The organism is Micromonospora ferruginea (genome assembly GCF_013694245.2).
In the GTDB taxonomy this organism is placed as follows: Bacteria; Actinomycetota; Actinomycetes; order Mycobacteriales; family Micromonosporaceae; genus Micromonospora; species Micromonospora robiginosa.
The window spans coordinates 836,489-862,445 of the sequence record NZ_CP059322.2 but is presented as its reverse complement, the minus strand read 5'-3'; the positions used below and the strand labels follow the sequence as shown (position 1 = coordinate 862,445).

23 protein-coding genes are annotated in these 25,957 nt (G+C 72.0%); 10 read left to right on the top strand and 13 right to left on the bottom strand.

All coding sequences use genetic code 11. The features are described from left to right. Positions 1-100 precede the first annotated feature (100 nt). The gene (locus tag H1D33_RS04055) at positions 101-1,765 is read left to right on the top strand and encodes a hypothetical protein (protein ID WP_181569335.1); all 1,665 of its coding nucleotides are present in this window, start codon (positions 101-103) and stop codon (positions 1,763-1,765) included. Positions 1,766-2,036: 271 nt separating this feature from the next. Continuing rightward, complete coding sequence (locus H1D33_RS04050) at positions 2,037-4,040, top strand: hypothetical protein (protein WP_181569336.1); 2,004 nt, start codon at positions 2,037-2,039, stop codon at positions 4,038-4,040. A gap of 69 nt (positions 4,041-4,109) precedes the next feature. Here the strand turns inward: H1D33_RS04050 and pulA are convergent, their stop codons facing one another. Together pulA and H1D33_RS04040 are read right to left on the bottom strand one after the other, a co-directional pair. Continuing rightward, on the bottom strand, positions 4,110-9,608 hold the full coding sequence (pulA, locus tag H1D33_RS04045) for a pullulanase-type alpha-1,6-glucosidase (protein WP_181569337.1): 5,499 nt from the start codon (positions 9,606-9,608) through the stop codon (positions 4,110-4,112). Between the two features lie 141 nt (positions 9,609-9,749). After that, entirely contained in the window at positions 9,750-10,442 is a 693-nt protein-coding gene (locus H1D33_RS04040; RefSeq protein WP_181569338.1) for a cellulose binding domain-containing protein, read from the bottom strand. A gap of 188 nt (positions 10,443-10,630) precedes the next feature. On the opposite strand from H1D33_RS04040, the gene H1D33_RS04035 reads away from it, so the two are divergent. After that, positions 10,631-11,230 (top strand): GNAT family N-acetyltransferase, encoded by a 600-nt coding sequence (locus H1D33_RS04035; RefSeq protein WP_181569339.1) that lies wholly within the window; start codon positions 10,631-10,633, stop codon positions 11,228-11,230. A 51-nt stretch (positions 11,231-11,281) separates the two neighbouring features. On the opposite strand, the gene H1D33_RS04030 is transcribed toward H1D33_RS04035, so the two are convergent. Further along, positions 11,282-11,935 (bottom strand): GOLPH3/VPS74 family protein, encoded by a 654-nt coding sequence (locus H1D33_RS04030; RefSeq protein WP_181569340.1) that lies wholly within the window; start codon positions 11,933-11,935, stop codon positions 11,282-11,284. A gap of 197 nt (positions 11,936-12,132) precedes the next feature. Here H1D33_RS04030 and H1D33_RS04025 point away from each other — a divergent pair, with 197 nt between their 5' ends. Continuing rightward, positions 12,133-13,641, top strand: coding sequence for an APC family permease (locus tag H1D33_RS04025; protein ID WP_181569341.1), 1,509 nt, complete (start codon positions 12,133-12,135; stop codon positions 13,639-13,641). A 72-nt stretch (positions 13,642-13,713) separates the two neighbouring features. Here the strand turns inward: H1D33_RS04025 and H1D33_RS04020 are convergent, their stop codons facing one another. Together H1D33_RS04020 and H1D33_RS04015 are read right to left on the bottom strand one after the other, a co-directional pair. Then, on the bottom strand, positions 13,714-14,103 hold the full coding sequence (locus tag H1D33_RS04020) for a hypothetical protein (RefSeq protein ID WP_181569342.1): 390 nt from the start codon (positions 14,101-14,103) through the stop codon (positions 13,714-13,716). A gap of 40 nt (positions 14,104-14,143) precedes the next feature. Next, entirely contained in the window at positions 14,144-14,818 is a 675-nt protein-coding gene (locus tag H1D33_RS04015) for a hypothetical protein (protein WP_181569343.1), read from the bottom strand. On the opposite strand from H1D33_RS04015, the gene H1D33_RS04010 reads away from it, so the two are divergent. The 3 genes from H1D33_RS04010 (at position 14,817) to H1D33_RS04000 (ending at position 17,218) form a co-directional block, all read left to right on the top strand. Further along, positions 14,817-15,005 carry a hypothetical protein gene (locus tag H1D33_RS04010; protein WP_139128748.1) on the top strand — a complete coding sequence of 63 codons (189 nt, stop codon included), beginning with the start codon at positions 14,817-14,819 and terminating at the stop codon, positions 15,003-15,005. The two genes, H1D33_RS04015 and H1D33_RS04010, sit on opposite strands and share 2 nt — an antisense overlap. Before the next feature lie 53 nt (positions 15,006-15,058). After that, positions 15,059-15,805: a hypothetical protein gene (locus H1D33_RS04005; protein ID WP_246411701.1), complete on the top strand. Its 747-nt coding sequence runs from the start codon at positions 15,059-15,061 to the stop codon at positions 15,803-15,805. A 765-nt stretch (positions 15,806-16,570) separates the two neighbouring features. Next, positions 16,571-17,218 (top strand): C39 family peptidase, encoded by a 648-nt coding sequence (locus tag H1D33_RS04000; protein ID WP_181569344.1) that lies wholly within the window; start codon positions 16,571-16,573, stop codon positions 17,216-17,218. 59 nt (positions 17,219-17,277) lie between these two features. On the opposite strand, the gene H1D33_RS03995 is transcribed toward H1D33_RS04000, so the two are convergent. Together H1D33_RS03995 and H1D33_RS03990 are read right to left on the bottom strand one after the other, a co-directional pair. Then, positions 17,278-17,934: a DedA family protein gene (locus H1D33_RS03995; RefSeq protein WP_181569345.1), complete on the bottom strand. Its 657-nt coding sequence runs from the start codon at positions 17,932-17,934 to the stop codon at positions 17,278-17,280. 9 nt (positions 17,935-17,943) lie between these two features. Then, positions 17,944-18,315, bottom strand: coding sequence for a VOC family protein (locus tag H1D33_RS03990; RefSeq protein WP_181569346.1), 372 nt, complete (start codon positions 18,313-18,315; stop codon positions 17,944-17,946). 156 nt (positions 18,316-18,471) lie between these two features. Here H1D33_RS03990 and H1D33_RS03985 point away from each other — a divergent pair, with 156 nt between their 5' ends. Beyond that, positions 18,472-21,327 (top strand): aconitate hydratase, encoded by a 2,856-nt coding sequence (locus H1D33_RS03985; RefSeq protein ID WP_181569347.1) that lies wholly within the window; start codon positions 18,472-18,474, stop codon positions 21,325-21,327. Between the two features lie 59 nt (positions 21,328-21,386). On the opposite strand, the gene H1D33_RS03980 is transcribed toward H1D33_RS03985, so the two are convergent. Further along, entirely contained in the window at positions 21,387-21,785 is a 399-nt protein-coding gene (locus tag H1D33_RS03980) for an SRPBCC family protein (RefSeq protein ID WP_220138717.1), read from the bottom strand. Between the two features lie 50 nt (positions 21,786-21,835). Here H1D33_RS03980 and H1D33_RS03975 point away from each other — a divergent pair, with 50 nt between their 5' ends. After that, positions 21,836-22,312, top strand: a complete 477-nt coding sequence (locus tag H1D33_RS03975; protein ID WP_181569349.1) for a YfbM family protein — start codon at positions 21,836-21,838, stop codon at positions 22,310-22,312. Between the two features lie 40 nt (positions 22,313-22,352). On the opposite strand, the gene H1D33_RS03970 is transcribed toward H1D33_RS03975, so the two are convergent. Further along, positions 22,353-23,084: an SDR family NAD(P)-dependent oxidoreductase gene (locus H1D33_RS03970; RefSeq protein WP_181569350.1), complete on the bottom strand. Its 732-nt coding sequence runs from the start codon at positions 23,082-23,084 to the stop codon at positions 22,353-22,355. A gap of 93 nt (positions 23,085-23,177) precedes the next feature. On the opposite strand from H1D33_RS03970, the gene H1D33_RS03965 reads away from it, so the two are divergent. Further along, positions 23,178-24,026 (top strand): LysR family transcriptional regulator, encoded by an 849-nt coding sequence (locus H1D33_RS03965; RefSeq protein ID WP_181569351.1) that lies wholly within the window; start codon positions 23,178-23,180, stop codon positions 24,024-24,026. 41 nt (positions 24,027-24,067) lie between these two features. Here H1D33_RS03965 and H1D33_RS03960 read toward each other — a convergent pair whose 3' ends face one another. Genes H1D33_RS03960 through H1D33_RS03945 form a run of 4 tightly spaced genes read right to left on the bottom strand, consistent with a single transcriptional unit; the run spans position 24,068 to position 25,949 of the window. Next, the gene (locus tag H1D33_RS03960; RefSeq protein WP_181569352.1) at positions 24,068-24,556 is read right to left on the bottom strand and encodes a GNAT family N-acetyltransferase; all 489 of its coding nucleotides are present in this window, start codon (positions 24,554-24,556) and stop codon (positions 24,068-24,070) included. Continuing rightward, positions 24,549-25,157, bottom strand: a complete 609-nt coding sequence (locus H1D33_RS03955) for a GTP-binding protein (protein ID WP_181569353.1) — start codon at positions 25,155-25,157, stop codon at positions 24,549-24,551. Before H1D33_RS03955 ends, H1D33_RS03960 begins: the two co-directional genes overlap by 8 nt. Further along, positions 25,138-25,527: a DUF742 domain-containing protein gene (locus H1D33_RS03950; RefSeq protein ID WP_181569354.1), complete on the bottom strand. Its 390-nt coding sequence runs from the start codon at positions 25,525-25,527 to the stop codon at positions 25,138-25,140. The genes H1D33_RS03955 and H1D33_RS03950 overlap by 20 nt, the downstream gene beginning before the upstream one ends. Next, on the bottom strand, positions 25,524-25,949 hold the full coding sequence (locus H1D33_RS03945; RefSeq protein WP_181569355.1) for a roadblock/LC7 domain-containing protein: 426 nt from the start codon (positions 25,947-25,949) through the stop codon (positions 25,524-25,526). The genes H1D33_RS03950 and H1D33_RS03945 overlap by 4 nt, the downstream gene beginning before the upstream one ends. Positions 25,950-25,957: the final 8 nt, after the last annotated feature.

Below are 25,957 nucleotides of genomic sequence, written 5' to 3'. Positions count from 1 at the left end.
TCTACGGTGTCGATCAGGGGCTACCACCCGTTTGTAGCCGCTCGCTCCCTCTGGGGCGATCCGATCCGTTTGGGGAGAACCGAAAGGGCGGAAGGCTCTCATGTCCAACGAGGTAACGACACCCGACGGCGACGCGCCGGCCACGACCCCGCCGACCGGCAGGCGGCGGGCGCTCTGGGTCGCCACCGGGGTGGCCGGGCTGACCGGCGTCGTCGGCCTGGCGGCGCTCGGTGGCCTCGCCGCCCGCGACGACAAGGCCGGCGGGCCGGAGCGGGTGGCGGACAACCGCGCCGCCGCGCCGCAGAACGCCGGCGGCGACTCCCACGGGGACCACCGGACGGGCGAGGACGGCGGCGATCGGGGCCGGGGCGAGTGGGGCGGCGAGGAGGAGCACGGCAGGGCCCGTGAGATCCCCTGCGACGACGACGCCCTGGTCGACGCGCTGGAGCTGGCCAACCGCGACCACGGTGGCACCCTGAAGCTCGCCGAGAACTGCACCTACGAGCTGCGGGTCAAGGACCGCGAGGTCGGCGGCGGCCTCCCGGTGATCAGGCAGGACGTCACCATCCAGGGCAACGGCTCGACCATCGCGCGCGACGCCGAGGACGCCTTCCGGATCTTCCGCGTCGCCGGTGGCGGCCACCTCACCCTCGACGACCTCACCGTCTCCGGCGGTAACGCCTCCGCGGCGCGGCACCCCGGCCCGACCGCGTCGGGCCCGGCACGGGACGAGGGCGAGGGCGACGGCGGCGCGCTGCTGGTCGAGCGCGGCGGCAAGGCCCACCTGTCCCACGTCACGCTCACCGGCAACAACGCCGAGCACGACGGCGGCGCGGTGGCCAACTACGGCCGGGTGTGGCTGACGGAGAGCACGGTGGACCGCAACCACGCGCGGGGCGACGGCGGCGGCATCGTCAACCACGGCCTCCTCACGATCGAGGCGTCGCACGTCGACGACAACACGGCCGCCGGCAGCGGCGGTGGTGTCGCCAACGGCAGCGACGAGCGGCGCGGCCAGGGCGCTCCGGTCGCGCTCGCCGCCCTAGGCATGGGCGGGCACGGGGGGCGCGACGCCGGCACCGTGGAGATCGTCGGCGTCCGGGACGGCAAGAACACGTCGCCGAGCACGCTGGACGGCAACCGGGCCGGGAAGAACGGTGGCGGCCTGTTCAGCAGCGGCGGCTACGTCACCGTCTCCTTCACCCACATCACCGGAAACACCGCCTGCGAGAACGGCGGCGGCGTCTACGCCGAGAACACCGACCTCGACCTCGACAAGGTCGTCATCGCCGGCAACCACGCCGACGGCGACGGCGGCGGCGTCGTCACCACCGGCGGCAAGCACTGGGGCTACCCCAACACCAAGGACGAAGGCAACGCCACCATCTCCGACAGCGTCATCGTCGACAACACCGCCAACCGCTTCGGCGGCGGCATCTACAACGGCGAGTGGCTCGTCAAGATCGAAGACGGCTTCCTCACCCGCGACCACGACGAGGACGACAACGCCGCCCTCACCCTGCGCGACACCCTGGTCAAGGGCAACACCGCCCTCAACGGCGGCGGCATCTTCAACAACAAGGCCACCATCACCCTGACCAAGACCCACGTCACCAAGAACACCGCCACCGACACCAGCAAACTGCACCGCGTCGCCGGCGGCGTCCTCAACAACGAGGGCCACGTCACGCTCGACGACGACTCCCTCATCAGCGACAACGACCCCACCAACTGCGCCAACACCGTCAAGGACTGCTTCAACTAGCGCACCACCACATAGAGCCCGAGGTCCCTTCCCGCCGACTGCCGGCGGGAAGGGGCCCGCTCCGAGCGTCGTGTCCCCCGCCGGGGCCTCCGTCCCCGCTGCGACCGCCGGTCCCGCCCGCACCCTTATGCGGGTTTTTTTCGTATATGGGCACAGGGTGAAGAAGGTTCTCATACGGTGTTGTTCAGCAGCTACAACCGATTTGTAGCGAAGGCCGCCTCGCTGTGGCGAAGCGACCTTGTCAGGTACAAGGAGAGGGCAGAGAGCTCCGATGTCCAACTACCTTCGCAATAACGATGACGCCACCACCACCCGCGAGACCGTTTCCCCGCTCCGGCGCCGCCGGCTCTGGCTCGCGACCGGCGTCGTGGGCCTGACCGGAGCGGTCAGCCTCGCCGGCGTGGCCTACGCGACCACCGGGGTCACCGGTCCGCACCGGCTCGCCGACGTGAAGTGGTCGACCACGCAGCAGCTCAGCGACGACGACCACGGCGGCGACAAGGCCACCGAGGACGAGCACGGCAAGGACGAGCACGGCAAGGACGACTACCGCGGTGACGAGTACGGCAAGGACGGCAAGGACCGGGGCCAGGAGGGCCGGGACCGGGGCGAGTGGGGCGGCGAGGAGGACCACGGCAAGGCCCGCGAGGTCCCCTGCGACGACGACGCCCTGGTCGACGCGCTGGAGCTGGCCAACCGCGACCACGGCGGCACGCTGAAGCTCGCCGAGAACTGCACCTACGAACTCGGCGTCAAGGACCGCAAGGTCGGCGGCGCGCTGCCCGAGATCAAGCAGGACGTCACCATCAAGGGCAACGGCTCCACCATCGAGCGCGACGCCGAGGACACCTTCCGGATCTTCCGCGTCGCCGACGGCGGGCACCTCACCCTCAAGGACCTGACGGTCAAGGGTGGCAACGCGTCCGAGTTCAAGTACCCGGGCGGACCCGGCCCGATGGCGCCGGCGACGGCGAACGGCACGGCGGCCCAGTCGGCCCCGGCCGCCCCGGCGGTCGCGGGGGCGCAGGCCGCCACCGCGGCCCAGGCCACCGCTCCGGTCGCGGCCGCCGCGCCGGCTCCGGTCGCGGCGCAGGCCGCGGCTGCTCCGGTCGCGGCTGCTCCGGTCGCGGCGCAGGCGGCCACCGCTCCGGCGCAGGCCACCACGGCGGCGCAGGCCGCGACCGCGACGACCATCGTGGTCTCCGGCCCGGAGAACGGTGCCGAGAAGCAGGGCGAGGGTGACGGCGGCGCGCTGCTGGTCGAGCGCGGCGGCAGCGCCCACCTGTCCAACGTCAAGCTCACCGACAACAACGCCGAGCACAACGGCGGCGCGGTGGCCAACTACGGCCGCGTGTGGCTGGAGGAGAGCAAGGTCGTCAACAACCACGCCCAGGGCGACGGCGGCGGCATCTTCAACCGCGGCATCCTCAAGGTCGAGGAGACCAAGGTCGACGACAACACCGCCGGCGGCAACGGTGGCGGTATCGCCAACGGCAACGGCCTCTCCGGCAAGCACGGCGCCGACGCCACCGAGCTGCAGAGCTACGTCCCGTCGGGCAAGCACGACGAGGCCGGGACGGTCGAGATCATCGGTTCCGACCACGGCAAGAACGGCGGCAAGGAGGGCGAGAACTCCTCGGTGTCGAACAACCGGGCCGGGAAGAACGGTGGCGGCCTGTTCAGCAGCGGCGGCTACGTCACCGTCTCCTTCACCCACATCACCGGAAACACCGCCTGCGAGAACGGCGGCGGCGTCTACGCCGAGAACACCGACCTCGACCTCGACAAGGTCGTCATCGCCGGCAACCACGCCGACGGCGACGGCGGCGGCGTCGTCACCACCGGCGGCAAGCACTGGGGCTACCCCAACACCAAGGACGAAGGCAACGCCACCATCTCCGACAGCGTCATCGTCGACAACACCGCCAACCGCTTCGGCGGCGGCATCTACAACGGCGAGTGGCTCGTCAAGATCGAAGACGGCTTCCTCACCCGCGACCACGACGAGGACGACAACGCCGCCCTCACCCTGCGCGACACCCTGGTCAAGGGCAACACCGCCCTCAACGGCGGCGGCATCTTCAACAACAAGGCCACCATCACCCTGACCAAGACCCACGTCACCAAGAACACCGCCACCGACACCAGCAAACTGCACCGCGTCGCCGGCGGCGTCCTCAACAACGAGGGCCACGTCACGCTCGACGACGACTCCCTCATCAGCGACAACGACCCCACCAACTGCGCCAACACCGTCAAGGACTGCTTCAACTGACCTGACGGACCCGGGGTACGGACCGGCCCCCCAGCCACACGTGGCTGGGGGGCCGGTCCGCCGTCACGGTCAGCTCTGGACGAAGACCGCCACGCTGCGCGCCGGCACGGTGAACGTGCCGGCCGCCCGGTCGAACGAGGCCGTCCGCAGGGCCGGGTCGGCCGAGTTCCGCAGCACCGGGTGCAGCGCCACGTTCGCCCCGCGCAGGCCGCCGACGGTCTGCTTCGCCGTCTCCGGGGTGGCGTTGAAGACCACGGTCACCGACTTCCACTTCCCGTTTAGCCCGCGGGCGTCCAGGGTCATGGTGAGCACGCCCGGGGTCTCCTTCTCCCCGGACAGCGGGAACGCGACCCGCTTCTGCACCTGCTCGGCGGTGGGCAGCCCGAACACCGGCGAGGACCGCCGGATGCGCAGCAGCTCCGCGTAGCGGGCATCGGCCAGGTCGATCGCCGCGCAGTCCGGCACCAGCTTCGCGTCGGCCAGCAGCGGCTTCGCGTACGGCCACTTGTCCTTGTTGTCCTGCTCCGGCGGCAGGCCGGCGCCGAACCCGTTGCCCTGGGCGCAGTCCCAGCGGATCTGGTTGAACCAGTCACCGGAGTTGTAGGAGTTGCGGTCCAACGACTTCGACCGCAGCCGCTCCGAGCCGGCCGTCACGAACCCGGTCCCCTGCCCGAACGCGGTGGTCGCCAGCGCGAGCACCTGCATCCGGGCCCGGTCCTGCGCCGAGGTCCCCTGCGGCAGCTTGTACGCCAACGCGTCGTACAGGATCTCGTTGTCGTGCGCGTCGACGTAGGTGACCGCCTCGCCCGGCGCGGCGGTGTAGCCGGCCGGGGAGCCGTTGTAGTCGACCTGCGCCCCGGTGACCGTCTTCCCGGCGGAGTCGGTGAACCGGTAGTCGCGCAGGTTGCCGGTCAGCCCCACCTTGATCAGGTCGTGGGAGTGCAGCAGCCGGGCCTTCTGCTCGGCCGCCGAGCCGTTGGCCGCGTCGCCGTTCGGGTCGGTGAACAGGCCGGAGGCGAAGCCCTGCACCCGCGGGTTGGCGTCGAACGGGCCGCCGCCGCGCACCGCGTCGCGGAGCCGGTCGTTGAACGTGCCGATCCCGGTGCCGGCCATGTTGGCCTGGGTGGCCTGGACGAACCGGGCGTCGTTCGCGACCTCGCCGAAGTTCCAGCCCTCGCCGTACAGCATGATCTTCTTGCCGTCGACGCCGTCGCGGGCCGGCGTGAGCTTGTCCAGCGCGGCGCGTACGGCCAGGATGTTCGCCTTCGGGTGGTGCCCCATCAGGTCGAACCGGAAGCCGTCCACCTTGTACGCCTTGGCCCAGGTGACGAGCGAGTCCACCACGAGCTTGCCCATCATGGCGTGCTCCGGGGCGGTGTTGGCGCAGCACGTCGAGTTGGCGACCGTGCCGTCCTCCAGCAGCCGGTGGTAGTAGCCCGGCACCACCTGGTCGAGCACCGACTTTCCATCGGTGCCGGCGGCCGAGGTGTGGTTGTAGACCACGTCCATGACCACCCGCATGCCGGCCTGGTTCACCCCGGCGACCATCTGCCGGAACTCGGTGGTGCGCTTCGCGCCGGTCGGGTCGACGGCGTAGCCGCCCTCCGGCACCGTGTAGTGCAGCGGGTCGTACCCCCAGTTGTAGCCGTCCTTCTCGGCCACCGCGGCGACGCACTTCTGCTGCTGGTCCGAGTCCGGCGGCAGCTTCGCCAGGTCGCAGGCGGGCTGGGCCTGGTCGGCCCGCTTCTCCGGAATCGTGGCGAAGTCGAACGCCGGCAGCAGGTGCAGGTAGTTGACGCCGGCGTCGCCGAGCGCCCGCAGGTGCTTCATCCCGGCGGTGTTCGGGTCGGTGAACGCGAGGTAGGTGCCCCGCTTCTCGGCCGGGACCGTGCTGTCGGCGATGGAGAAGTCGCGCACCGACAGTTCGGAGATCTGCGCCTTGGCCGCCGGCACGGGCGCCGGCTTGCGCAGGTTCGCCCAGCCGGCCGGCGCGAGCGCCGGGTCGGTCAGGTCGACGATCTGGCTGTGCGTGGAGTTCGGCGCGAGCGCCACCGAGTAGGGGTCGGTGACCGACGCGGTGACCACCTTCTGCGCCGCCGGCTGCCAGGCCTCGACCTGGTAGCGGTAGTAGCGCCCGGTCCACGCCTTGGTGCCGCGCACCGACCAGACGCCGGTGCGGTCGTTGCGGCTCATCGCCACCGTGCTCGGCTGCGCGGTCGGTGAGTCGAACAGTTGCAGCGACACCTTCCGCGCGGTCGGTGCCCACACCGCGAGGGTGGGCACCCGGCCGGCGAACGTCGGGCCGAGCTTCGCGCCGGTCGCCGCCGGGTAGACGTCGTCGAGCACGCCGGGGATCTGCACCCCGGTGGCGCCGAGCAGCGCGCCCTCGGCGTCCCGCTCGGTCACCACGAGCTGCCCGCGCAGCGCCGCCGGCACCTTGGCCAGGTCGGCGCGATCAAGCGAGAAGGCGTGATAGGCCCAGAGCTGGGGGTACGCCTGCCGTTGCGCCTCGGTCAGCCCGTTGCGCTGCGCCCGCAGCGGCAGCGTGGTGTACGTGCCGGTCAGCTCGCCGTCGGCGACGCCGATCCCACCGGCCGGCGCGGCGACCAGCGCGTACTTCTTGCCGTCGGTCGGGCCGGTGGCCCAGGCGACGGTGGACCGGTCGATCCACTGCGCCTTCTGCTTGGTGACGTCGAGGTCCTTGGCGGCGCCGGTGGTGGCCGCCGGCAGCAGCCGGCCCTTGACGCCGGCCAGCAGCCACACCTCGTGCCCGACGCCGGTCAGGTCGAGCCGCTGGTCGTCCGGCTGGTCCTTCTCGTCGCCGGAGTGCAGGATGTAGCTCAGCCCGGTCGCGCCGGCGGCCAGGGGCACCCGGAACACCGCGCCGTAGGAGTCGATCTTCTCCGGCTTCAGCGGGGCGGCCCAGTCGGTCGGGTTGGCCGCGCCGTCCCACAGGTGCAGGCCCCAGCCGTCGTAGTTGCCGTCGGCCTTGCGCCAGTGGATGACCGCGGTGCCCTGGTCGACCGCCGGGTCGGGCTCGCCGGTGGCGGCCTGCCGGGTCGGGTAGAGCGTCGGGTCGCCCTGCTTCACCCAGACCTCGCCGGTCTGGGTGACGTCGATGGTGCGGTCGTTCGCCACGTCCTTGTTGCCGTCTTTGTCGACCACCAGGAAGCCGACCGACTTCGCGCCGGGCTTGAGCTTCACCCAGGCGAACCGGCCGTACGAGTCCTCACCGGCGAACGGCTGCCCCTTCGGCCACTCGGTGGCGTACGCCGGGTCGATGTCGCCCCAGGTGTAGAGCCCCCAGTCGGCGTACCCGCCGGCCGGGCGCTGGTAGTGCACGATCGCCCAGTCCCGCGACGCGCCCTGCGCCGGGGTGCCGACCGTGCCGGTGGTGCGGGCGGTGGCGGTCCGTCCCTTGCCGTCGCGGACCACCGCCTTGTATTCGACCTTGGTGCCGCCGGGCAGGCCGGTCAGGTCGTGGTGGACCGTGTACGGCGCGCGGTCGGCGCTGCCCAGCAGCGTCCACCTGCCGCCGGGCACCCGCGCGGCGAACGTGACGGTGGCGAGCGGGTCGCCGGTGACCTGGGCGGTGACCGCGGTGGTGGTGGCGACCGGGGCGGCGCCCGGCTCGGTGAGCGTGACGGTCGGGGCCGCGCCGGGCTGCGGGATCGCCCGGTCGGCCTTGAGCACCACGGCCGACATGGCCGGCACGGTGACGCTCAGCTTGCCGTCGGCGCCGGCGGTGGCGGTGGCCGCGCCGCCGTAGATGCCGGTGAAGCGGGCGCCGGCCGACCAGGTGTCCACGGTGACAGTCTGCGGGGTGGACGCGTTGTTGACCGCGGCTACGTGTTCCACCCGCTCGGTCTTCAGGACGCGGGAGAACGCGAACACGCCGGGACCGTCGGCGGCGTACCGGGTGACCTGGACGCCGTCGCGCAGCGCGGGGTGCACCGCCCGCAGCTTGCCCAGCTCGGCGATGGTCCGGTAGAGCGGGTGCCGGGTGTCGTACTGGTCGGAGGCGTGGGTGCGGGTGGTGCCGATCAGGTCGTCGTCGAGGTAGTCCGCGGTGCGCGAGGCGAACATGTCCTGGCGGGCGTCCTTGTCCCCGCCCGGCCCGGTGAAGCCCTGCTCGTCGCCGGAGTAGACCACCGGCTGCCCTCGGGTGAGGAACATCAGCTGGTGGGCGAGCTGGTCGCGGCGGAGCTGGCTGGCGTCGTCACCGCCGGACGCGGCGATGAACGAGCCGATCCGGCCCATGTCGTGGTTGCCGAGGAACGTGGTGAGCCGGTTGGCGTCGGTGTCCCGGGCGGAGTAGAGGTCGTCCTTGGCGTACACGTCGGCGAGCGCCTTGGCCGAGCCGTCGGCTGCGGTGTAGCCGCGCGCCGCCTCCTGGAAGGAGAAGTCGAGCGTGGCGGGCAGGCCGCCCTGGCGCACGTAGGTCGACTCGATGGCCTGGTCGGCGCTGTAGACCTCGCCGAACATGAAGAAGTCCTTCTTGCCGGCCTTCGCCGCGTAGGCGTCGATGCCCCGGGTGAACTGCGGCCAGAAGTCGAGGTTGGCGTGCTTGACCGTGTCGAGGCGGAAGCCGTCGACGCCGGCCTTGCCGATCCACTGGCCGTAGATGTCGGTCATGCCGCGGACCACCTCGGGACGTTCGGTCCACAGGTCGTCGAGGCCGAAGAAGTCGCCGTACTCGCTGTTCTCCCCGGCGAACGTCGAGTCACCGCGGTTGTGGTACATGGTCGGGTCGTTGAGCCACGCCGGGACCTTGACCTTCGCGTCGGCCGGGCTCGCGAACGTCGGGGTGTACGGGAACGACGTCGAGTTCACCGCGGGGAACTTCCGGGTGCCGTCGGCGTAGTTGCGGTCCTCGAAGGCCCGGCCCGAGGCGTCGGTGTAGGGCGAGGTCTTCTTGTCCACGTAGCCGTACTTGTCCTCCGCGTAGCGGATGATGTCGGCCGTGTGGTTGACGATGATGTCGAGATAGACCTTGATGCCGCGCCGGTGCGCGAGGTCGACCAGCTTCTTCAGCTCGGCGTTGGTGCCGAAGTGCGGGTCGACCTGCGTGAAGTCGGTGATCCAGTAGCCGTGGTAGCCGGCCGAGACGTCGGCGCCGGTGCCCTGCACGGGCCGGTTCTTGAAGATCGGGGCCAGCCAGATGGCGGTGGTGCCCATCTGCTGGATGTAGTCCATCTTGTCGATGACGCCCTTGAGGTCACCGCCGTGGTAGAAGCCCTTGTCCGCGGGGTCCAGGCCGGTGGTGAGCCGGTCCCCGGTCAGCCCGCCGGCGTCGTTGCGCTTGTCGCCGTTGGCGAAGCGGTCCGGCAGCACGAAGTAGAACTGCTCCGCCTTCGCGGTGTTGGTCCCGGCCTTGAGCAGCGCCTCGGCGGACGGCTCCCGGTTCCACTGGGGGGCGTTGCCGGCGGCCAGGACGTCGGGGGTGACGGCGCGCTGGGCGCCTTCGGCGCCGAGTTGGTGGAGGGCCACCGGCACGCCGACGAGGGTGAGTACGAGGGAGGAGACCAGGGCGAGCAACGCCTTGGGGGATATCGGCGTCGGTTTCATCGACGGCCTTTCTCTGGTCGCTGATTCGCCCGCACGCTAGCCCTTGCCGAAACATTCTGCAATACCTTGCAAACGACGTCGCAACACGGCAGTCATCTTGCAAAACGGGCGATCGGCGTCCCCGCCGTCAGGACCGGTGGGTCAGAGACCGGCGCAGGTCGCGCCGTCGACCGCGCACGAGTCCGGCCGGGTGGTGCCGGTCCGCTCGAAGTGGAAACGCACCGGCACCGACGCGCCCGCGGCCAGGTCGACCCCGCTGCGGTAGGTGAAGACGCCACCCTCGAAGCCGAACCGGCCCTGCTCCGCGCCCTCCACCCAGGCGGTGACCAGCCGACCCTGCGGAAACGTCAGCCGCACCGTCCAGCCCCGCGCCGAGCGACCGGTGTTGGCCAGCAGCACCTCGCCGATGAAGCCGCCGTCGAAGGTGCTGACCACTCCGTACCGCCCGGTCACCGCCGACGGCGGGGCCGGCGGCGGGGGTGCGGGCGACGCGGGCCGGACGTCGCCGCGCGGGCTCCCGGTCGACGCGGCCGGCGTCGGCCGGGCCGGCAGCACGGTCGACCGGGGCGAGAGCCCGGGCGCCACCGGACGCGTCACCGGGCTCGACGCCTGACCGGTGACGGCGGGCGAGGTAGCCGGCGCGACCGGAAGGCCGGGCAGGGACATGGCCGGGTCCGTCGGCCCCTGCGTCGGGAAGGTCCGCCGGCCCCGCACCGAGCCGAGCGCCACCACCAGCAGCACCACCATCACGATCACCCCGGTGGCGACCAGAACCCAGGGGGACGAGGTGATGGCGGAACCGGGCGACGGGGCGGCACGGCGCGTGCGGGACATGTTCCTCCTGTCGGCGGGCAGGGCGAACACCCGGCTGCCCTCCCCCGTTGGTGGACTGCGCCAGCCTAGCCAGCAACATCACCTGCGGCGAGCGAACCGAACGGATCTGACCCGTGACTCAGCGACCTGATACGTTGCACGCCGATCGATGACCACAATGGCTCGTGCAGCGGCAGGACGGATGGCCAATGACTGAGTGGCAGGGCAACATCCGGCGTGCGTCCACAGCGGACCACGCCCTCGTGACCGGGATCCTCGCCGAGGCCTTCATGCGGGACCCGGTCAGCGGCTGGATCTTCCCGGCGGACGACCACCGGGCGCGGGTCCACCCCGCGTTCTTCGGGCCGTTCGTCGCGTTGGCGTTGCGGACCGGCCAGGTCCACGTGGCCGGCGACGGGCTGGGCGCCACGCTCTGGCTGCCGGTCGGCGGCGACCACGACGGCGACGACGGCGAGGAGCTCGCCGACCTGGAGGCCGCGATCGGCCCGGAGGCGATGAAGCGCTTCGCCGTGCTCGACGAGCTGATGGCCGCGAACCACCCCGGCGAGCCGCACTGGTACCTGCCGTTCGTCGGCGTGCACCCCGACCACCACGGCAAGGGCGTCGGCTCGGCGCTGCTGCGCGACCGGCTGACCGAGTTGGATCAGGCCGGCGCGGCCGGCTACCTGGAGGCCAGCACGCCGCGCAACGCGGCGCTCTACGAGCGGCTCGGCTTCCGGCGCCGCCCGGTCACGCTGGACCTGCCGGACGGGCCCAGCCTCTACCCGATGTGGCGCGACCCCGCCTGAGAGAGCGTGCCGTCCCGCCCCGGATCCGCCGGGGCGGGACGCGGCGGACCGTCAGCGGCGGACCGTGGTGGTGCTGACGTCGAGCGCGCCCACCACCGCGGCGAGCAGCCCCTCCAACTGGGCCGGAAGGAAGCGCCGGCAGTCCCGCATCCGGCCGCCGACCTGCGGGTCGAAGATGTGCGCGGCGAGCCCGACCGCCTCGCCGAGACTCGCCAGCAGCAACGTCCCCGGGTCCAGCTCGGCCGGGGACGAGTGCATCAGCATGGCGGTCAGCCGGACCCGCGGCGAGGCCGCCTGGTTCGGGTCGATGGCCGGCCAGCGCACCTGGCGACCGATCAGCTTGCCCTGCTCCCGGCGCAGCACGCCGGCGGTGACCAGCCGGGTGCCGACCCGCTCGTTGATGTTCAACTGGGTCCGCAGGTAGCGGATCCACAGCCGGGCCGGATGCGCGCCCTCACGCCGCAGGATCTCGGTGATCAGCAGGTCGGTCAGCGGCTCCTGCCAGAGCCGTGGATCGACCGCGGCGATGCCGCCGTTGTCGAGGGCGATCCGGCCCTCGAACATCAACTCGGCGAGCGCGGCGCCGGCCAGGCCGCACTCCAGCCGGTCGACGGCGACATGCGGCTTACCGGTGAACTCGTCGTGTCCGATGAGGAACAGCGCATCGGCGAGCCGGTACGTGGCTTGTGCCCCGGGGTAGGTCATGGTCCATCCTCGAACGGTGGCCGTGATCGTCGCCACGGGACGGTACGGCATGAACACGCACAGCTCAATTCTGGTCGATCATGCGCGCCCTAATCGATATCGAAGTGGGCTTGTGACGATCCGTGATCACCAATACCCTGCTTCAGGCTGTTCCGAAGTAGACACCCCCAACCCTTCCCCCTCCCCCTGGAGAAGCCTTGTCCTCCGATCCGTTCTTCTCCGACGGTGGGCTACGCCGTGGCCGTCTCGGCACCGCCCACCTCGTCTTCTTCACCGTCGCCGCGTCGGCGCCGCTGACCGTTCTCGGCGGCGGCGTCACCACCATGTACGCGGTCAGCGGCAACATCGGCGCCGCGCTGGGCTACGTGCTGCTCGCGGCCGTGCTCGCCGTCTTCGCCACCGGCTACGCCGCGATGAGCCGGTACGTCGCGAACGCCGGCGCGTTCTACGCGTACATCGCCAACGGCCTCGGCCGGGCCGGTGGGGTGGCCGGCTCGGCGGTCGCGTTGGCCGCGTACAACGCGATCCAGATCGGCCTCTACGGGCTGTTCGGCGCGATCATGAAGGACTTCATGACGGCGAAGGCCGGGCTGACCCTCGACTGGTGGGTCTGGGCGCTGCTGGCCTGGGTGTTCATCGGCGTGCTCGGCGTGCTGCGCATCGACCTGAACGCCAGCGTGCTCGCGGTGCTGCTGGTCCTCGAGTGCGTGGCGGTGCTGATCTTCGACCTGGTGGCGTTCGCGCACCCGGCCGGCGGCAGCGTCACCACCGCCGGCATCAGCCCCACCCACCTGTTCGGGGCCGGGTTCGGCGCGGTGCTGGCGTTCACCATCGCCTCGTTCACCGGTTTCGAGAGCGGCGCGATCTACAGCGAGGAGGTCAAGGACCCACGGCGCACGGTGGCCCGGGCCACCTACATCGCGGTCGCGTTCACCGGCCTGTTCTACGCCTTCTCCGCCTGGGCGCTCACCGTGCTGACCGGCCCGGAGAACGCGCAGCAGGCCAGCACCGAGGCCGGGCCGGGCGTGGTCTTCGGCGCCCTCGACCAGTACGCCGGCACCGTGATCGCGGACATCGCGAACGTCCTGTTCATCACCAGCGTGCTGGCCGCCCTGCTGTCGTTCCACAACGGCGTGGCCCGCTACCTGTTCGCGCTCGGCCGGGAGAACGTCCTGCCCCGCTTCCTCGGCGCGACCTCCAGCCGCAGCGGCGCCCCGATCGCCGGCTCGCTGATCCAGAGTGTGCTGGCCGTGGTGGTCTTCCTGGCGTTCGCGATGAGCGGCCGTGACCCGGTCATCGACCTGTTCACCTGGCTGTCCGGCTCCGCCGCGGTCGGCGTGGTGCTGCTGATGACGCTGACCTCGGCCGCCGTCGTCGGCTTCTTCCGGGGCCGCGGCGGCCCCGAGTCGGCCTGGCAGCGGGCGATCGCCCCGGCGCTCGGCACCGTCCTGCTCACCGCCGTGCTGCTGGTGCTGCTGTTCAACTTCGACGCGCTGCTCGCGCCGGACACCGCGAGCTACCTGAAGTGGCTGCTCCCGGCGATCCCGGTGGTCGCCGGCGTGCTCGGCCTGCTCTGGGGCGTGGTGCTGCGGACCAGCCGGCCGGACACCTACCGCCGGATCGGCCAGCTCGACGAGGAGGGCCTGCACGAGCCCGGCCTGCACTCGGCCCCCGAGGCCGACCGCTGGGCAACCAGCCACCGCTGAGCACGTAAGGCGGGGCCCCTTCTTAACGCATTCGGTAGAGAAGGGGCCCCTTCTTAACACCTGGATTCCGGGTCAGGCGGTGCGGATGACGGTGCAGATGGCCGGGCCCTCGTCGGTGGCCCGCAGCAGGTATCGGTAGCGCTCACCGGGCACCGCCCGGCCCTGGCTGTCCAGGAACTCCCACCGCACCGCGACCTCGGTGAGCAGCGCGGACACCTGCTGCACGTCCTCGATCTGCGCGTTCGCGGCGATCAGCTCCCGCTCCTGGTAGTCGGGCGCGGCGCCGACGAAGCTCAGCGCCACCGACGCCGGCGAGGCGAACGAGAAGCTGTAGGTGTCGGCGACCACCAGCCCGGGCAGGGCGTAGCAGCCGGCGAGGGCCGGCACGTCGGCGCTGGTCAGCGCCACGCCGTACCGGTCGAAGAAGTCGGTGAGCGTGTCGAGGTCGGTGGAAGCCGTCACACCGGCTTCCATTACCGGCCCGCGACCTCGGCAAACCTGGTCAGCGGGGCGGGATGCGAACCTCGATCTCCGCACCGAGCTGGGCGCCGCCGGTCAGTGCCAGGTCGTCGCCGCTCCAGAACCGCCCCGGGTCGTACCAGTTGGGCCGCCGCCCGGCCGGCAGGAGCCCCATCGCCTCGTACGTCACCGCCACCACCTCGGCGCAGTACGCGGTCTCCAGCGCCCGGTCGCGCGCCGTCCTCCCGCCGTCGTCGGGCGTCCGGTCGGCGTCCGACATGGACGGCCGGCGTAGCTGCGGCACCCGGCCCCGGGCCCACCGCCAGGCGAGCTGCGCGGTGGACGGGAACGGCGTGCCGTCGAGCCGCGCCACGGTACGCAGCACCGCCTCCTCCATCGTGGTGTCGGCGGGTGGTTCGAGCTGGCGCAGCCAGCCGCGCTGGCCGTACCGATTGGCCCACACGCAGACCGCGTCGCGCAGGTCGTGCAACTGCACGCCGCGCTGGCGGGCGCCGGTCCACATGTCCGGCAGCGAGCGGCCCAGCTCGGCGTGCCACATCAGCGGCGGCATGTCGTCCAGCACCACCGCCATGCCCACGTGGTTGACCGGACTGTTGGTGGTGAACTGGATGGCGCGGTCGGGCACGCTGCGCCCGCGGAACACCCACAGATCTCCGGTACGGGTCAGCTCCACGGCCTCGTCCAGGCTGATGCTCATGGAGGACTACCCTAAGCCGATGCGGCAACGGATGCGGTGGTGGAAGCTGCTCGGGCTGGCCGGTCTCGCCGGCGTGGCGGCGACGGGCGTGGTGGTGGCCCGGGCGGAACGGCAGCGCCGGGCGTACACCCCGGAGGAGATCCGGGATCGGCTGCGCGAGCGGCACGCCAAGGCCTCGTCCTCCTGATCGGCGGCGTTCCGGGGCGGCGCACGGCGAGGTGCTGCCCTACCATCGTCCTGATGGGAAACAGTTTCTGGGAGACACAGTTTGTTCTCGATCCCCCACCCGCGCCGGTGGAGCGGCACGGCGACGTCGACCTGCACCTGCCGACCGGCGACGGCCGCCGACCGGCCGTCGTGGTGGTGCACGGTGTGCCCGGACCACCGGACGCACCCGACGCGCGGGACTGGCCGCTCTACCGCGGCTACGGCGCCCTGCTCGCCGAACGCGGCATGGTGGCCGCGATCCCCCGGCTCACCGTGGCGCACCCCGACGACCTGACCACGGTCGCGGACCGCGTCGCCGGCACGGCCGACCTGCTCCGCGCCGACCCCCGCGTCGACCCGGACCGGCTCGCGCTCTGGTTCTTCTCCGGCGCCGGCCTGCTGCTCGGCGACTGGCTGCGCGACCCACCCCGCTGGCTGCGAGGGCTCGCCGCGACCTATCCGCTGCTGGCGCCCCTGGCCGAGTGGCCGCCGGTCGACCCGCGCTTCCACCCGATCGACGCCCTCGACGCCGCCGGCGCGCCGGTGGGCGCGAGCCGGGCGGTGCCGCTGGTGCTGACCCGGGTCGGGCGGGACCGACCCGAGGTCGCGTCGAGCGCCGGGGCGTTCCTGGCCGTCGCCACCCGGCACGGTACGCCCGTGCGGATCGTCGACGTGCCGAACGGTCAGCACGGGTTCGACGCCCTGGACCACACCGAGGAGTCACGAACCGCCGTCCGTGCCGCCCGCGACGCGTTGTTCGACCTGCTCACCTCCGACTGAGCCGACCAGACCCGGCGGCGCTCGGCCGCGTCGCGTGCCGCCGGTCCGGGTCCGATCGGTGGAAGGCGTGGGGTGTCGCGTCGCCTCGCGGCGCCCACGGCGTTCCACGCCGCTCCCCCGCGTCGGTGTCCGCCCGGCCGGCTCGCGCCCGTCGAGTCCGGCCCCGCTACGAAATCCGGACATCCGACGCGGTCGGGACGACGACCGCCATATCACCGTGCCGCCGCATCGGCGCCGTTCCGCCGCGGCCGCACCCATCGTCGGAGTCGGGCACGTCCACCCCATGGGTGTCACAGTTGTCCGAGCGTTGGGAGACGTGGAGATCTTGGTGCGAACCCGCCCCTCCGGGGGCCGTTTCATACCAAGATCCACGATTGGTCGATCCCGCTTGGGCCGCACGGCGCTGATGTCCGGATCGGCGGTGGTGGGCGTCATCGTGGTGGCGGAATCGTCGCCGGGGGTGGGGCGTTATACCTGGCAGACCGCGTGGAGCCCGGCCCCTGGCCGCCGGCAGCCCCGGTCGGAATGCCCGGCCACCGGCCGTCGTTACATCCCCCGGGCCGCCGAGCCCTCGGCCCGGCAGGCGTCGGAATGACCGGCCACCGGCCGTCGTTACATCCCCCTGAGCCGCCGAGCAGGCCACCCCCGTGGCCCCGGCGTACGGGCCCCGAGCAGGCCAACCGGCCGCCGAGCCCACCCCGCCAAGACTTACCCCCTCTCTCGCGGCAACCCCTGCCGCGTCACCCCCCTTGGGAGGCAACCATCATGGCTACCACCCTGCTGCGTAACACCGTGCTGACCGCTGCCGGTATCGCCGCCACCGCCGGCGGTATCGCCGGGCCCGCCATCGCCGCCCACGCCGCCCCGGCCGAGAAGAGCACCGTCGTCGCCGACCGCAAGGGTCACGGCGAGCGGGAGCTGAACGTGCGCTACGAGGCACAGCCGAACTTCTACTACTGCGGCCCCGCCGCCGCCCGCAACGCCATCAGCGTCCTGGGCAAGAACATCGACGTCGACGCCATGGCCAAGGAGATGGGCACCACCGAGAACGGCACCAACAGCATCAACGACATCACCCCGGTCCTGAACAAGGAAACCGGCAAGCCCTACCGCTCCGTCGAGATCCGCAGCCCCAAGGCCGACAACACCCAGACCGACAAGCTGCGCGCCGACATCGTCCACACCGTCGACGACGGACGCGCCGTGGTCGCCAACATCGCCGGCACCACCACCGACACCGACGGCACCACCCACTCCTTCGAAGGCGGCCACTACATCAGCGTCGTCGGCTACCAGAACAACGGCGAAACCGTCACCATCGCCGACAGCGCCAACCCGAACACCGCCTCCTACCGCATCACCGTCGACAACCTCGCCGACTGGATCGCCACCCGCGGCTACAGCACCCGCTGACACCCCCCACACACACACGAAGGGCCCGACCCCACCAGGGGACGGGCCCTTCCTGCGTCTCAGCGTTCCGTGGCGCCGACCGGCTCGACCTGGTCGGGCGGCGTCTCGACCGGGCCCAGTCGCTTCGCGCGGCGGCGCAGCCACCAGGTGCTGACCAGGCCGGCCAGCACGGCGAGCACCAGCCCGGCCCAGGAGATGTCCTTGAGCCAGTGCTCGGCGGCCCGCCCGAGGTAGAACAGCAGGTAGGTGGTGCCGAAGGCCCAGACCAGGCCGCCGGCCGCGTTTGCCACCAGGAACCGGCGGTACGGCACGTGCAGCGCCCCGGCCAGCGGGCCGGCGAGGATGCGCAGCAGCGCGACGAACCGCCCGAAGAAGACCGCCCAGACGCCGTGGCGGGCGAAGCTCTGCTCGGCGCGGGCCAGGTGGGCCGGGCCGAGGTGCTTGGGGAAGCGCCGGCCCAGCCGTTCCAGCAGCGGCCGGCCACCGCGGCGGCCCACCGCGTACCCGATTGAGTCGCCGACGATCGCGCCGGTCGCGGCGGCGGCGGCCACCCACTCGGGCTGGACCACCCCGGTGGCGGCCAGCAGGGCGGAGCTGACCAGCACGATCTCGCCGGGCAGTGGGACGCCCATGCTCTCGACGCCGATCACCCCGGCGACGATCAGGTAGATCACGCCCGGGGGTAGCGCGGAGAGCCAGTGCTGCACGTCGACCACGCCTCGACACTACCCGCGCGGACCTCCGCCCGTGGGTGCCAGGAACTCCAGCCGGTTGCCGTGCGGGTCGTGCGTGTGGAACCGCCGCATCCCGGGAATCTCGTCGTCGCCCCAGGTCACGGCGTGGCCGGCGGCGTCGAGGCGGGCGGCGAGGTCGTCCAGGTCGGTGCGGACCAGCGCCGGGTGGGCCTTGCGGGCGGGCACGAAGTCGTCCTCGACGCCGAGGTGCAGCTCGGCGTCGTACCCGGTGAACCAGCAACCGCCGCGGGCGGCGAGGGCCGGGGGTTTGGGCTTCTCGGTGAGGCCGAGCAGCCCGGCGTAGAAGGAGCGGGAGAGGTCCTCGGAGCCGCGCGGGCAGGCCAGCAGGACGTGGTGGATCATGGTGGCACCTCCTCGTCCCGCAGCGTGGCACGAGGTTGCGCGAATAGCAAGACGGACGTACGGTTTTGTAGAGACCGACGCAGGTAAGTGTCGCCTAAGCACGGCGGCGCCCCGGTCGGTGCGACAAACTGCTCAGGACTACTCACGGTCGCTGGTGTGAAGGAGTACGACGTGGCGAGCCTCGACACCTTCGGTGCGAAGACCCAGCTACGCGTCGGAGACGCGAGCTACGAGATTTTCAAGATCGGCCAGGTTCCGGGGCACGACAGACTGCCCTACAGCCTGAAGATCCTGCTGGAGAACCTGCTGCGGACGGAGGACGGCGCGAACATCACCGCCGACCACATCCGGCAGCTCGGCGGCTGGGACCCCAGTGCCGACCCGAGCGTGGAGATCCAGTTCACCCCGGCCCGGGTGCTGATGCAGGACTTCACCGGCGTGCCCTGCGTCGTCGACCTGGCCACCATGCGCGAGGCCGTCCGCGACCTGGGCGGCGACGCCACCAAGGTGAACCCGCTCGCCCCGGCCGAGCTGGTCATCGACCACTCCGTCATCGCCGACCTGTTCGGCCGCGAGGACGCGTTCGAGCGCAACGTCGAGCTGGAGTACGAGCGCAACAAGGAGCGCTACCAGTTCCTGCGCTGGGGCCAGAGCGCGTTCAACGAGTTCAAGGTCGTCCCGCCGGGCACCGGCATCGTGCACCAGGTCAACATCGAGTACCTGGCCCGCACGATCATGGAGCGCAACGGTCAGGCGTACCCGGACACCGTCGTCGGCACCGACTCGCACACCACCATGGTCAACGGCCTGGGCGTGCTGGGCTGGGGCGTCGGCGGCATCGAGGCCGAGGCCGCGATGCTCGGCCAGCCGGTCAGCATGCTGATCCCGAGGGTCGTCGGCTTCAAGCTCTCCGGCGAGATGCCGGCCGGCACCACCGCCACCGACCTGGTGCTGACCATCACCGAGATGCTGCGCAAGCACGGCGTGGTCGGCAAGTTCGTCGAGTTCTACGGCCCGGGCGTCAGCGCGGTGCCGCTGGCCAACCGCGCCACCATCGGCAACATGTCCCCGGAGTACGGCTCCACCGTCGCGATCTTCCCGATCGACGGCGAGACCGTGCGCTACCTGGAGCTGACCGGGCGCGACCCGCAGCAGGTCGCGCTGGTCGAGGCGTACGCCAAGGAGCAGGGCCTCTGGCACGACCCGAACCACGAGCCGGCGTACTCGGAGCGCCTGGAGCTGGACCTCGGCACCATCGAGCCCTCCCTGGCCGGCCCGAAGCGCCCGCAGGACCGGGTGCCGCTCGGTAGCGCCAAGACGCTGTTCCGCTCGGCGCTGACCGACTACGTCGCGGCCGACGAGACCGGCGGCGACCCGGGCCGCAAGCCGGGCGTGCCGCAGCAGCAGAAGCCGTTCGGCACCGACGGCCCGGCCGACGAGGCCAGCGCCGAGTCCTTCCCGGCCAGCGACGCCCCGGCCAACGGGGTCAACGACCCGGCGGACGCGCCGCGTGACCTGGAGACCGCCGCCGTGGGCGCGGGCGGCCGGGCCAGCAACCCGGTCCGGGTGACCGGCGCCGACGGCGTCGAGTACGAGCTGGACCACGGCGCCGTGGTGATCGCCGCGATCACCTCCTGCACCAACACCTCGAACCCGCAGGTGATGATCGGCGCGGCGCTGCTCGCCCGCAACGCGGTGGAGAAGGGCCTGGCCCGCAAGCCGTGGGTGAAGACCACCCTGGCGCCGGGCTCCAAGGTCGTCATGGACTACTACGACCGCGCCGGCCTCACGCCCTACCTGGAGAAGCTCGGCTTCAACCTGGTCGGCTACGGCTGCACCACCTGCATCGGCAACTCCGGTCCGCTGCCGGAGGAGGTCTCCGCCGCCGTCAACGAGGGCGACCTGGCCGTCGTCTCGGTGCTGTCCGGCAACCGCAACTTCGAGGGCCGGATCAACCCGGACGTCAAGATGAACTACCTGGCGTCCCCGCCCCTGGTGGTCGCGTACGCGCTCGCCGGCACCATGGACATCGACCTGGCCAACGAGCCGATCGGCGAGGACTCCGAGGGCAACCCGGTGTTCCTGCGGGAGATCTGGCCGAACACCGCCGAGATCCAGGACGTCATCGCCTCGGCGATCGGCGCCACCGGCTTCAGCGCCGCGTACGCCGACGTGTTCGCCGGTGACGAGCGCTGGCAGTCGCTGCCGACCCCGACCGGTGACACGTTCTCCTGGGACGGCGAGTCGACCTACGTGCGCAAGCCCCCGTACTTCGAGGGCATGCAGCAGCAGCCGACCCCGGTGCAGGACATCGCCGGCGCGCGGGTGCTGGCGAAGCTGGGCGACTCGGTGACCACCGACCACATCTCCCCGGCCGGCTCGATCAAGGCGGACTCCCCCGCCGGGACGTACCTGGCCGAGCACGGCGTGGCCCGGCACGAGTTCAACTCGTACGGCTCCCGCCGCGGCAACCACGAGGTGATGATCCGGGGCACGTTCGCCAACATTCGGCTGCGCAACCAGCTCGTCCCGGGTGTGGAGGGCGGCTTCACGGTCAACCACCTGACCGGCGACCAGTCCTCGATCTACGACGCCTCGATGGCCTACCAGGAGGCGGGCGTCCCGCTGGTCATCCTGGCCGGCAAGGAGTACGGCTCGGGCTCGTCGCGCGACTGGGCGGCCAAGGGCACCATGCTGCTCGGCGTGAAGGCGGTCGTCGCCGAGTCGTACGAGCGGATCCACCGCTCGAACCTGATCGGCATGGGCGTCCTGCCCCTGCAGTTCCCGGTGGACACCACCGCGGAGTCGCTGGGCCTGACCGGCACCGAGACGTTCTCGATCAGCGGCGTGACCGCGCTGAACGACGGCGAGACCCCGCGCACGGTGAAGGTCACCACCGACACCGGCGTGGAGTTCGACGCCGTGGTCCGCATCGACACCCCCGGTGAGGCGGACTACTACCGGCACGGCGGCATCCTGCAGTACGTGCTGCGCCGGATGATCGCGAGCTGAGGTTTTGTGGTTAGGAGGGGCCCCTTGTTAACAGACGTCTGTTAACAAGGGGCCCCTCCTTACATCTCCTCCAGCACCGCCTTGAGCCGGGCCAGGTCGCCCTGGACCAGCGCGGTGTCCCGCTCGAAGTCGGCGTCGCTCATGCCCGGTCCTCGACGCAGGCTGAACACCACCTCGGTGCCCTCGCCGTCGGCGACGGCACGCAGCGGCACGTACACCGTCTCACCGGCCGGCGTGTGCACCTCATGGTCGAGCACGCCGTAGTCGTTGGCCGGGGCGAACGTCAGCCGCGCCCGCCCCTCGGGGGTGTCCACGAACCAGTCGTCGCCGTCACGGGTCACCGAGCCACCCAGGCCGGGCGCCCAGCGCGGCAGGTTGGCCGGGTCGGCCACGAACGCGTAGACCGCCGCCACCGGGCGATCGATGTGCACGCTGAGGTGCCGGGACTCGGTAGCCACGCCGCCGATCATGGCACGACCGTCGTACCGTCGCGCTAGCGTGCCGCGCCATGGGCATGGTTTTGATTGGACGCCGGCTCTCCGGCCCGGAACTGTCGGCGGCGGCGGCCGACCCGACGACGGTGGCGCCGCTGCTGCACGGCGACGACCCCCTCCTCGACCTGGACAAATCCTGGCACGGGCTGCACTACCTGTTGACCGGGACCGCGTGGGACACCGACGACGGCGCCGGGGCGGCGATCCTCGGCGGCGAGCCGATCGGCGACGACGTCGGCTACGGCCCGCCCCGGCTGCTCGCCCCGGACGCCGTCCGCGCGGTGGCCGACGGGCTCGACGCGGTCAACGAGGCGACGCTGCGCGCCCGCTTCGACCCGGACGCCATGACCGACGAGGGGATCTACCCGGCCATCTGGCACGACGGCGACGATGAGTTCGACACCTATCTCTGGCCGAGCTTCGTCGAGCTGCGCCGGTTCTACCGCACCGCCGCGACGCAGGGCGAGGGCGTGCTGCTGGCGGTCACCTGAGGCACCGCCCACCCCGTCCCACGTGACGCCGACCCGGCCGTCACCAGGGCACCACGCCGGCGTCCTCGAAGAACCCGCCGGTCGGCCCGTCGTCCGGCAGCGTGGCGAGCCGGATCGCGATCGCCGCGCCCTGCTGCGGCGTCCGCACCCCGCTGAAGCCGTTCAGGTCCGTCGCGACGTAGCCGGGGCAGGCGGCGTTGACCAGGATGTTCGTGTCGGCCAGCGCCCGGGCGTACTGGATGGTCACCGCGTTGAGCATCGACTTCGACGGCGCGTAGGCCACCGACAGCGGCCCGGTCTGGCGATCCCCGGCGGAGGCGCTCTGCCGGGTCAGCGAGCCGACCCCGCTGGACATGTTGACGATCCGGGGCGACGCCGAGCGGCGCAGCAGCGGCAGCATCGCCTCCACGACCCGCACGACCCCGATCACGTTCACCTCGACCGCCGCCCGCACGGTCGCCACGTCCGCGCCGCCGGGCTGCTGCGGCGTCCCGCCGGTGACGGCCGCGTTGTTCACCAGCACGTCGAGGCCGCCGACCCGCTCCCGGAGCAGGCCGACGGCGGCGGCCACGCTCGCGTCGTCGGTCACGTCCAGCGGTACGCCGAACGCGTCCACGCCGTCCGCGCGCAGCTTCGCCACGGCGGCCTCCCGGCGCTGCTCGTCCCGGGCGCCGACGCCCACCTGCCAGCCGAGCGCGCCCAGGCCGGCCGCGATCTCGTACCCGATTCCCTTGTTCGCACCGGTCACCAGCGCGGTCGTGCGTTCGCTCATGCGGTCGATCCTGTCCGCGCCGCCGGCCGCCGGCCAACACCGTCTCGGTAGCCGCCGATACCCGGCGGGTATCGAACGGGGTACGGTGGCCGGATGGAGACGCGGGAGCTGCGCTACTTCGTCGCGGTCGCCGAGGAGCTGCACTTCGGGCGTGCCGCGCGACGCCTCGGCATCGCCCAGCCGCCGCTGTCGCGGGCGATCCGGCAGCTCGAACGGCGGCTCGGGGCGACGCTGCTGGACCGCGACAGCCGGTCCGTCACGCTGACCCCGGCCGGCGTGGTGCTGCTGCGCGAGGGCCGGGCCGCGTTGGACGCGGTGGCCGCCGCCGACCGCCGCACCCGACGTGCCGCGTCCGCCGCCGGCGGCGGGCCCGGCCTGGTGCTGGCCAGCAAGGCCGGCGCGTCCAGCGAGCTGCTGCCGAAACTGCTCGACGCCTACGCCGCCGAGCCCGAGGCGGTGGCCGTGGAGGTGCTGCTGTGCGGCGTCGGGGAGCAGGAACGGCTGCTGCGTGACGGGCGGGCCGACGTGGCGCTGCTGCACCTGCCGTTCGACTCGACGGCCGGCCTGGACACCGAGGAACTGGTGACGGAGCAGCAGGTCGTGGTGTTGCCGGCGGCGCACCCGCTGGCCGCCCGGTCGCACCTGCGGTCGGCCGACGTGGAGGCGCTTCCCGACCTGCCGTTGCCGCGCTGGCCGCGCCGGGACGGCTCGTATCCGGACGGGCCGGGGCCCGAGGTCCGCGACCACGCCCAACTGCTCCAGCTCATCGCGCTCGGCCGGGCCGCGGCGGTGCTCCCCGAGTCGTGCCGGACGCTCCTGCGCCCCGACCTGACCGCCGTGCCGGTGCCGGACGCGCCGGCGGTGACCACGGTGATCGCGTGGCCGCCGCACAGCCGGTCGCGGTCCCTGGCCGCCCTGGTCCGCACCGCCACCCGCCTCTGACGACGCCACGCCGCACGGTCACCGGCCGCGCCGGCGCGCCCCTAGTCGAGCAGGTCCTTGCGCATCTGCTGGGTGACCACCCGGTAGCCGGACGTGCGGTAGAGCGTCGCGGCCGTCTCGTTGGCGCCGAAGACGTTCAGCTCCAGCGCCCGGGCACCCCGCTCCCGGGCCACCCGCTCGCCGGCCGCCAGCAGCGCCCGCCCCAGCCCTCTGCCGCGGTGCTCGGTGGACACCTCGATGTCCTGGATGAAGGCGCAGTCGGGCAGGCCACGCGGATGCGTCAGGCTGATCCAGATCCGGCCGATCGGGGTGCCGTCGGCCAGCTCGCCGACCAGGATGAGCTGGCCGACGGTGGCCATGCCGTCCGGCAGCAGGGCGGCGATGGCCGTCCGCGCCCGACCGAGGCCCTCCTCGGCGGTCCAGTTGCCGGCGGTGACGTGCTCCCGCGCGTACTCCACGGCCAGCTCGTCCTGCCAGCGGTCGAACTCCGCCGGGGCCATCGCCCGGACGGACACGGTCGGGTCAGTCACCGGCGGCCCGCCGCCGCGCCTCCCGCAGCTTCATGGCGTGCTCCAGCAGCGTGATCAGCACCTCCTTGGCGGACTCGCGCTGCCGCGCGTCGCAGAGCACCACCGGCACGCCCGGGTCCAGGTCGAGCGCCGCCTGCACCTCGTCCAGCCGGAACGTGCGGGCGCCCTCGAAGCAGTTCACCGCCACCACGAACGGCGTGCCCCGTCCCTCGAAGTAGTCGATCGACGGGAAGCAGTCGGCCAGCCGGCGGGTGTCGGCGAGCACCACCGCGCCGAGCGCGCCGAGCGCCAGCTCGTCCCAGACGAACCAGAACCGGTCCTGACCGGGCGTGCCGAACAGGTAGAGCACCAGGTCGTCGCTGATGGTGATCCGGCCGAAGTCCATCGCCACGGTGGTGGTCGACTTCGCCTCCACACCGGACAGGTCGTCGATGCCGATCCCGGTCTCGGTCAGCACCTCCTCGGTGCGCAACGGCCTGGTCTCGCTGACCGCGCCGACCATGGTGGTCTTGCCCACGCCGAAACCGCCGGCGATCAGGATCTTGATCGCGGTGGGCAGCGGCGCCGCTCCCGCCGGCCGCTCAGAGCGCCCGTAGTCCATTGATTACCGCCTCGAAAACGTGCTCGTCGGGAAGGCCGGCGGGGGTCGCGCGCGGCTCGCGTACCTGCACCAGGCTGCGGGCGGCCAGGTCTCCCAGGAGGACCCGGACGGTGCCCACGGGCAGGTCGAGATGGGCGGCGATCTCGGCCACGGACTGGATCCGCTGGCAGAGGCCCACGATCGCCACGTGCTCCGGGCCGAGCCCGGACTCCGACCCCACCTCGTTCCGCGTCGCGGTCACCAGGGAGATCAGATCGAACGTGCCGGTCACCGGGCGCGCCCGGCCGCCGGTCACCGCGTACGGGCGAACCACCGGGCCCGCGTGGTCGTCCACCCACTCCTGCTCCGTGGGCTCCCCCGGGCCGGTCATCGCGCCGCGTTCTCGCCGAGGGGCTGTTCCCTGGTCGGTGACGCGACGAACCGGCCGACCCGGGTGACGAGCATGGCCATCTCGTACGCGATCAGGCCGACGTCCGCGTCCTCCGACGCGAGCACCGCGAGGCAGGCGTTGCGGCCGGCCGCGGTGACGAAGAGGAAGGAGGACTGCATCTCGATGATGGTCTGCTGCACCTGACCACCGCCGAACCGCTTGCCGGCGCCGCGGGCGAGGCTCTGGATGCCCGCCGCCATCGCCGCCAGGTGCTCGCCGTCGTCCCGGCTCAACCCGCGGGACGAGGCCATCAGCAGTCCGTCGGTGGAGAGCGCCACGGCGTGTTCCGCCTGCTTGACCCGGCCGACCAGGTCATCCAGCAGCCACGCAAGATCCGCGCTCGAAGCCGTCTTCTGCGCCACTCGTCGTC

What these genes read in the sequence shown, in the direction of transcription:
- H1D33_RS03975 (WP_181569349.1), top strand. Translation starts at nt 21,836, where the DNA reads ATGGGCATGGTTTTGATTGGACGCCGGCTCTCCGGCCCGGAACTGTCG.
- H1D33_RS04015 (WP_181569343.1), bottom strand. Translation starts at nt 14,818, where the DNA reads ATGAGCATCAGCCTGGACGAGGCCGTGGAGCTGACCCGTACCGGAGAT.
- H1D33_RS03955 (WP_181569353.1), bottom strand. Translation starts at nt 25,157, where the DNA reads ATGGACTACGGGCGCTCTGAGCGGCCGGCGGGAGCGGCGCCGCTGCCC.
- H1D33_RS03990 (WP_181569346.1), bottom strand. Translation starts at nt 18,315, where the DNA reads ATGATCCACCACGTCCTGCTGGCCTGCCCGCGCGGCTCCGAGGACCTC.
- H1D33_RS04055 (WP_181569335.1), top strand. Translation starts at nt 101, where the DNA reads ATGTCCAACGAGGTAACGACACCCGACGGCGACGCGCCGGCCACGACC.
- H1D33_RS04010 (WP_139128748.1), top strand. Translation starts at nt 14,817, where the DNA reads ATGGAGGACTACCCTAAGCCGATGCGGCAACGGATGCGGTGGTGGAAG.
- H1D33_RS03965 (WP_181569351.1), top strand. Translation starts at nt 23,178, where the DNA reads ATGGAGACGCGGGAGCTGCGCTACTTCGTCGCGGTCGCCGAGGAGCTG.
- H1D33_RS03970 (WP_181569350.1), bottom strand. Translation starts at nt 23,084, where the DNA reads ATGAGCGAACGCACGACCGCGCTGGTGACCGGTGCGAACAAGGGAATC.
- H1D33_RS04050 (WP_181569336.1), top strand. Translation starts at nt 2,037, where the DNA reads ATGTCCAACTACCTTCGCAATAACGATGACGCCACCACCACCCGCGAG.
- H1D33_RS04040 (WP_181569338.1), bottom strand. Translation starts at nt 10,442, where the DNA reads ATGTCCCGCACGCGCCGTGCCGCCCCGTCGCCCGGTTCCGCCATCACC.
- H1D33_RS04000 (WP_181569344.1), top strand. Translation starts at nt 16,571, where the DNA reads ATGGCTACCACCCTGCTGCGTAACACCGTGCTGACCGCTGCCGGTATC.
- H1D33_RS04030 (WP_181569340.1), bottom strand. Translation starts at nt 11,935, where the DNA reads ATGACCTACCCCGGGGCACAAGCCACGTACCGGCTCGCCGATGCGCTG.
- H1D33_RS04005 (WP_246411701.1), top strand. Translation starts at nt 15,059, where the DNA reads ATGGGAAACAGTTTCTGGGAGACACAGTTTGTTCTCGATCCCCCACCC.
- H1D33_RS03950 (WP_181569354.1), bottom strand. Translation starts at nt 25,527, where the DNA reads ATGACCGGCCCGGGGGAGCCCACGGAGCAGGAGTGGGTGGACGACCAC.
- pulA (WP_181569337.1), bottom strand. Translation starts at nt 9,608, where the DNA reads ATGAAACCGACGCCGATATCCCCCAAGGCGTTGCTCGCCCTGGTCTCC.
- H1D33_RS04035 (WP_181569339.1), top strand. Translation starts at nt 10,631, where the DNA reads ATGACTGAGTGGCAGGGCAACATCCGGCGTGCGTCCACAGCGGACCAC.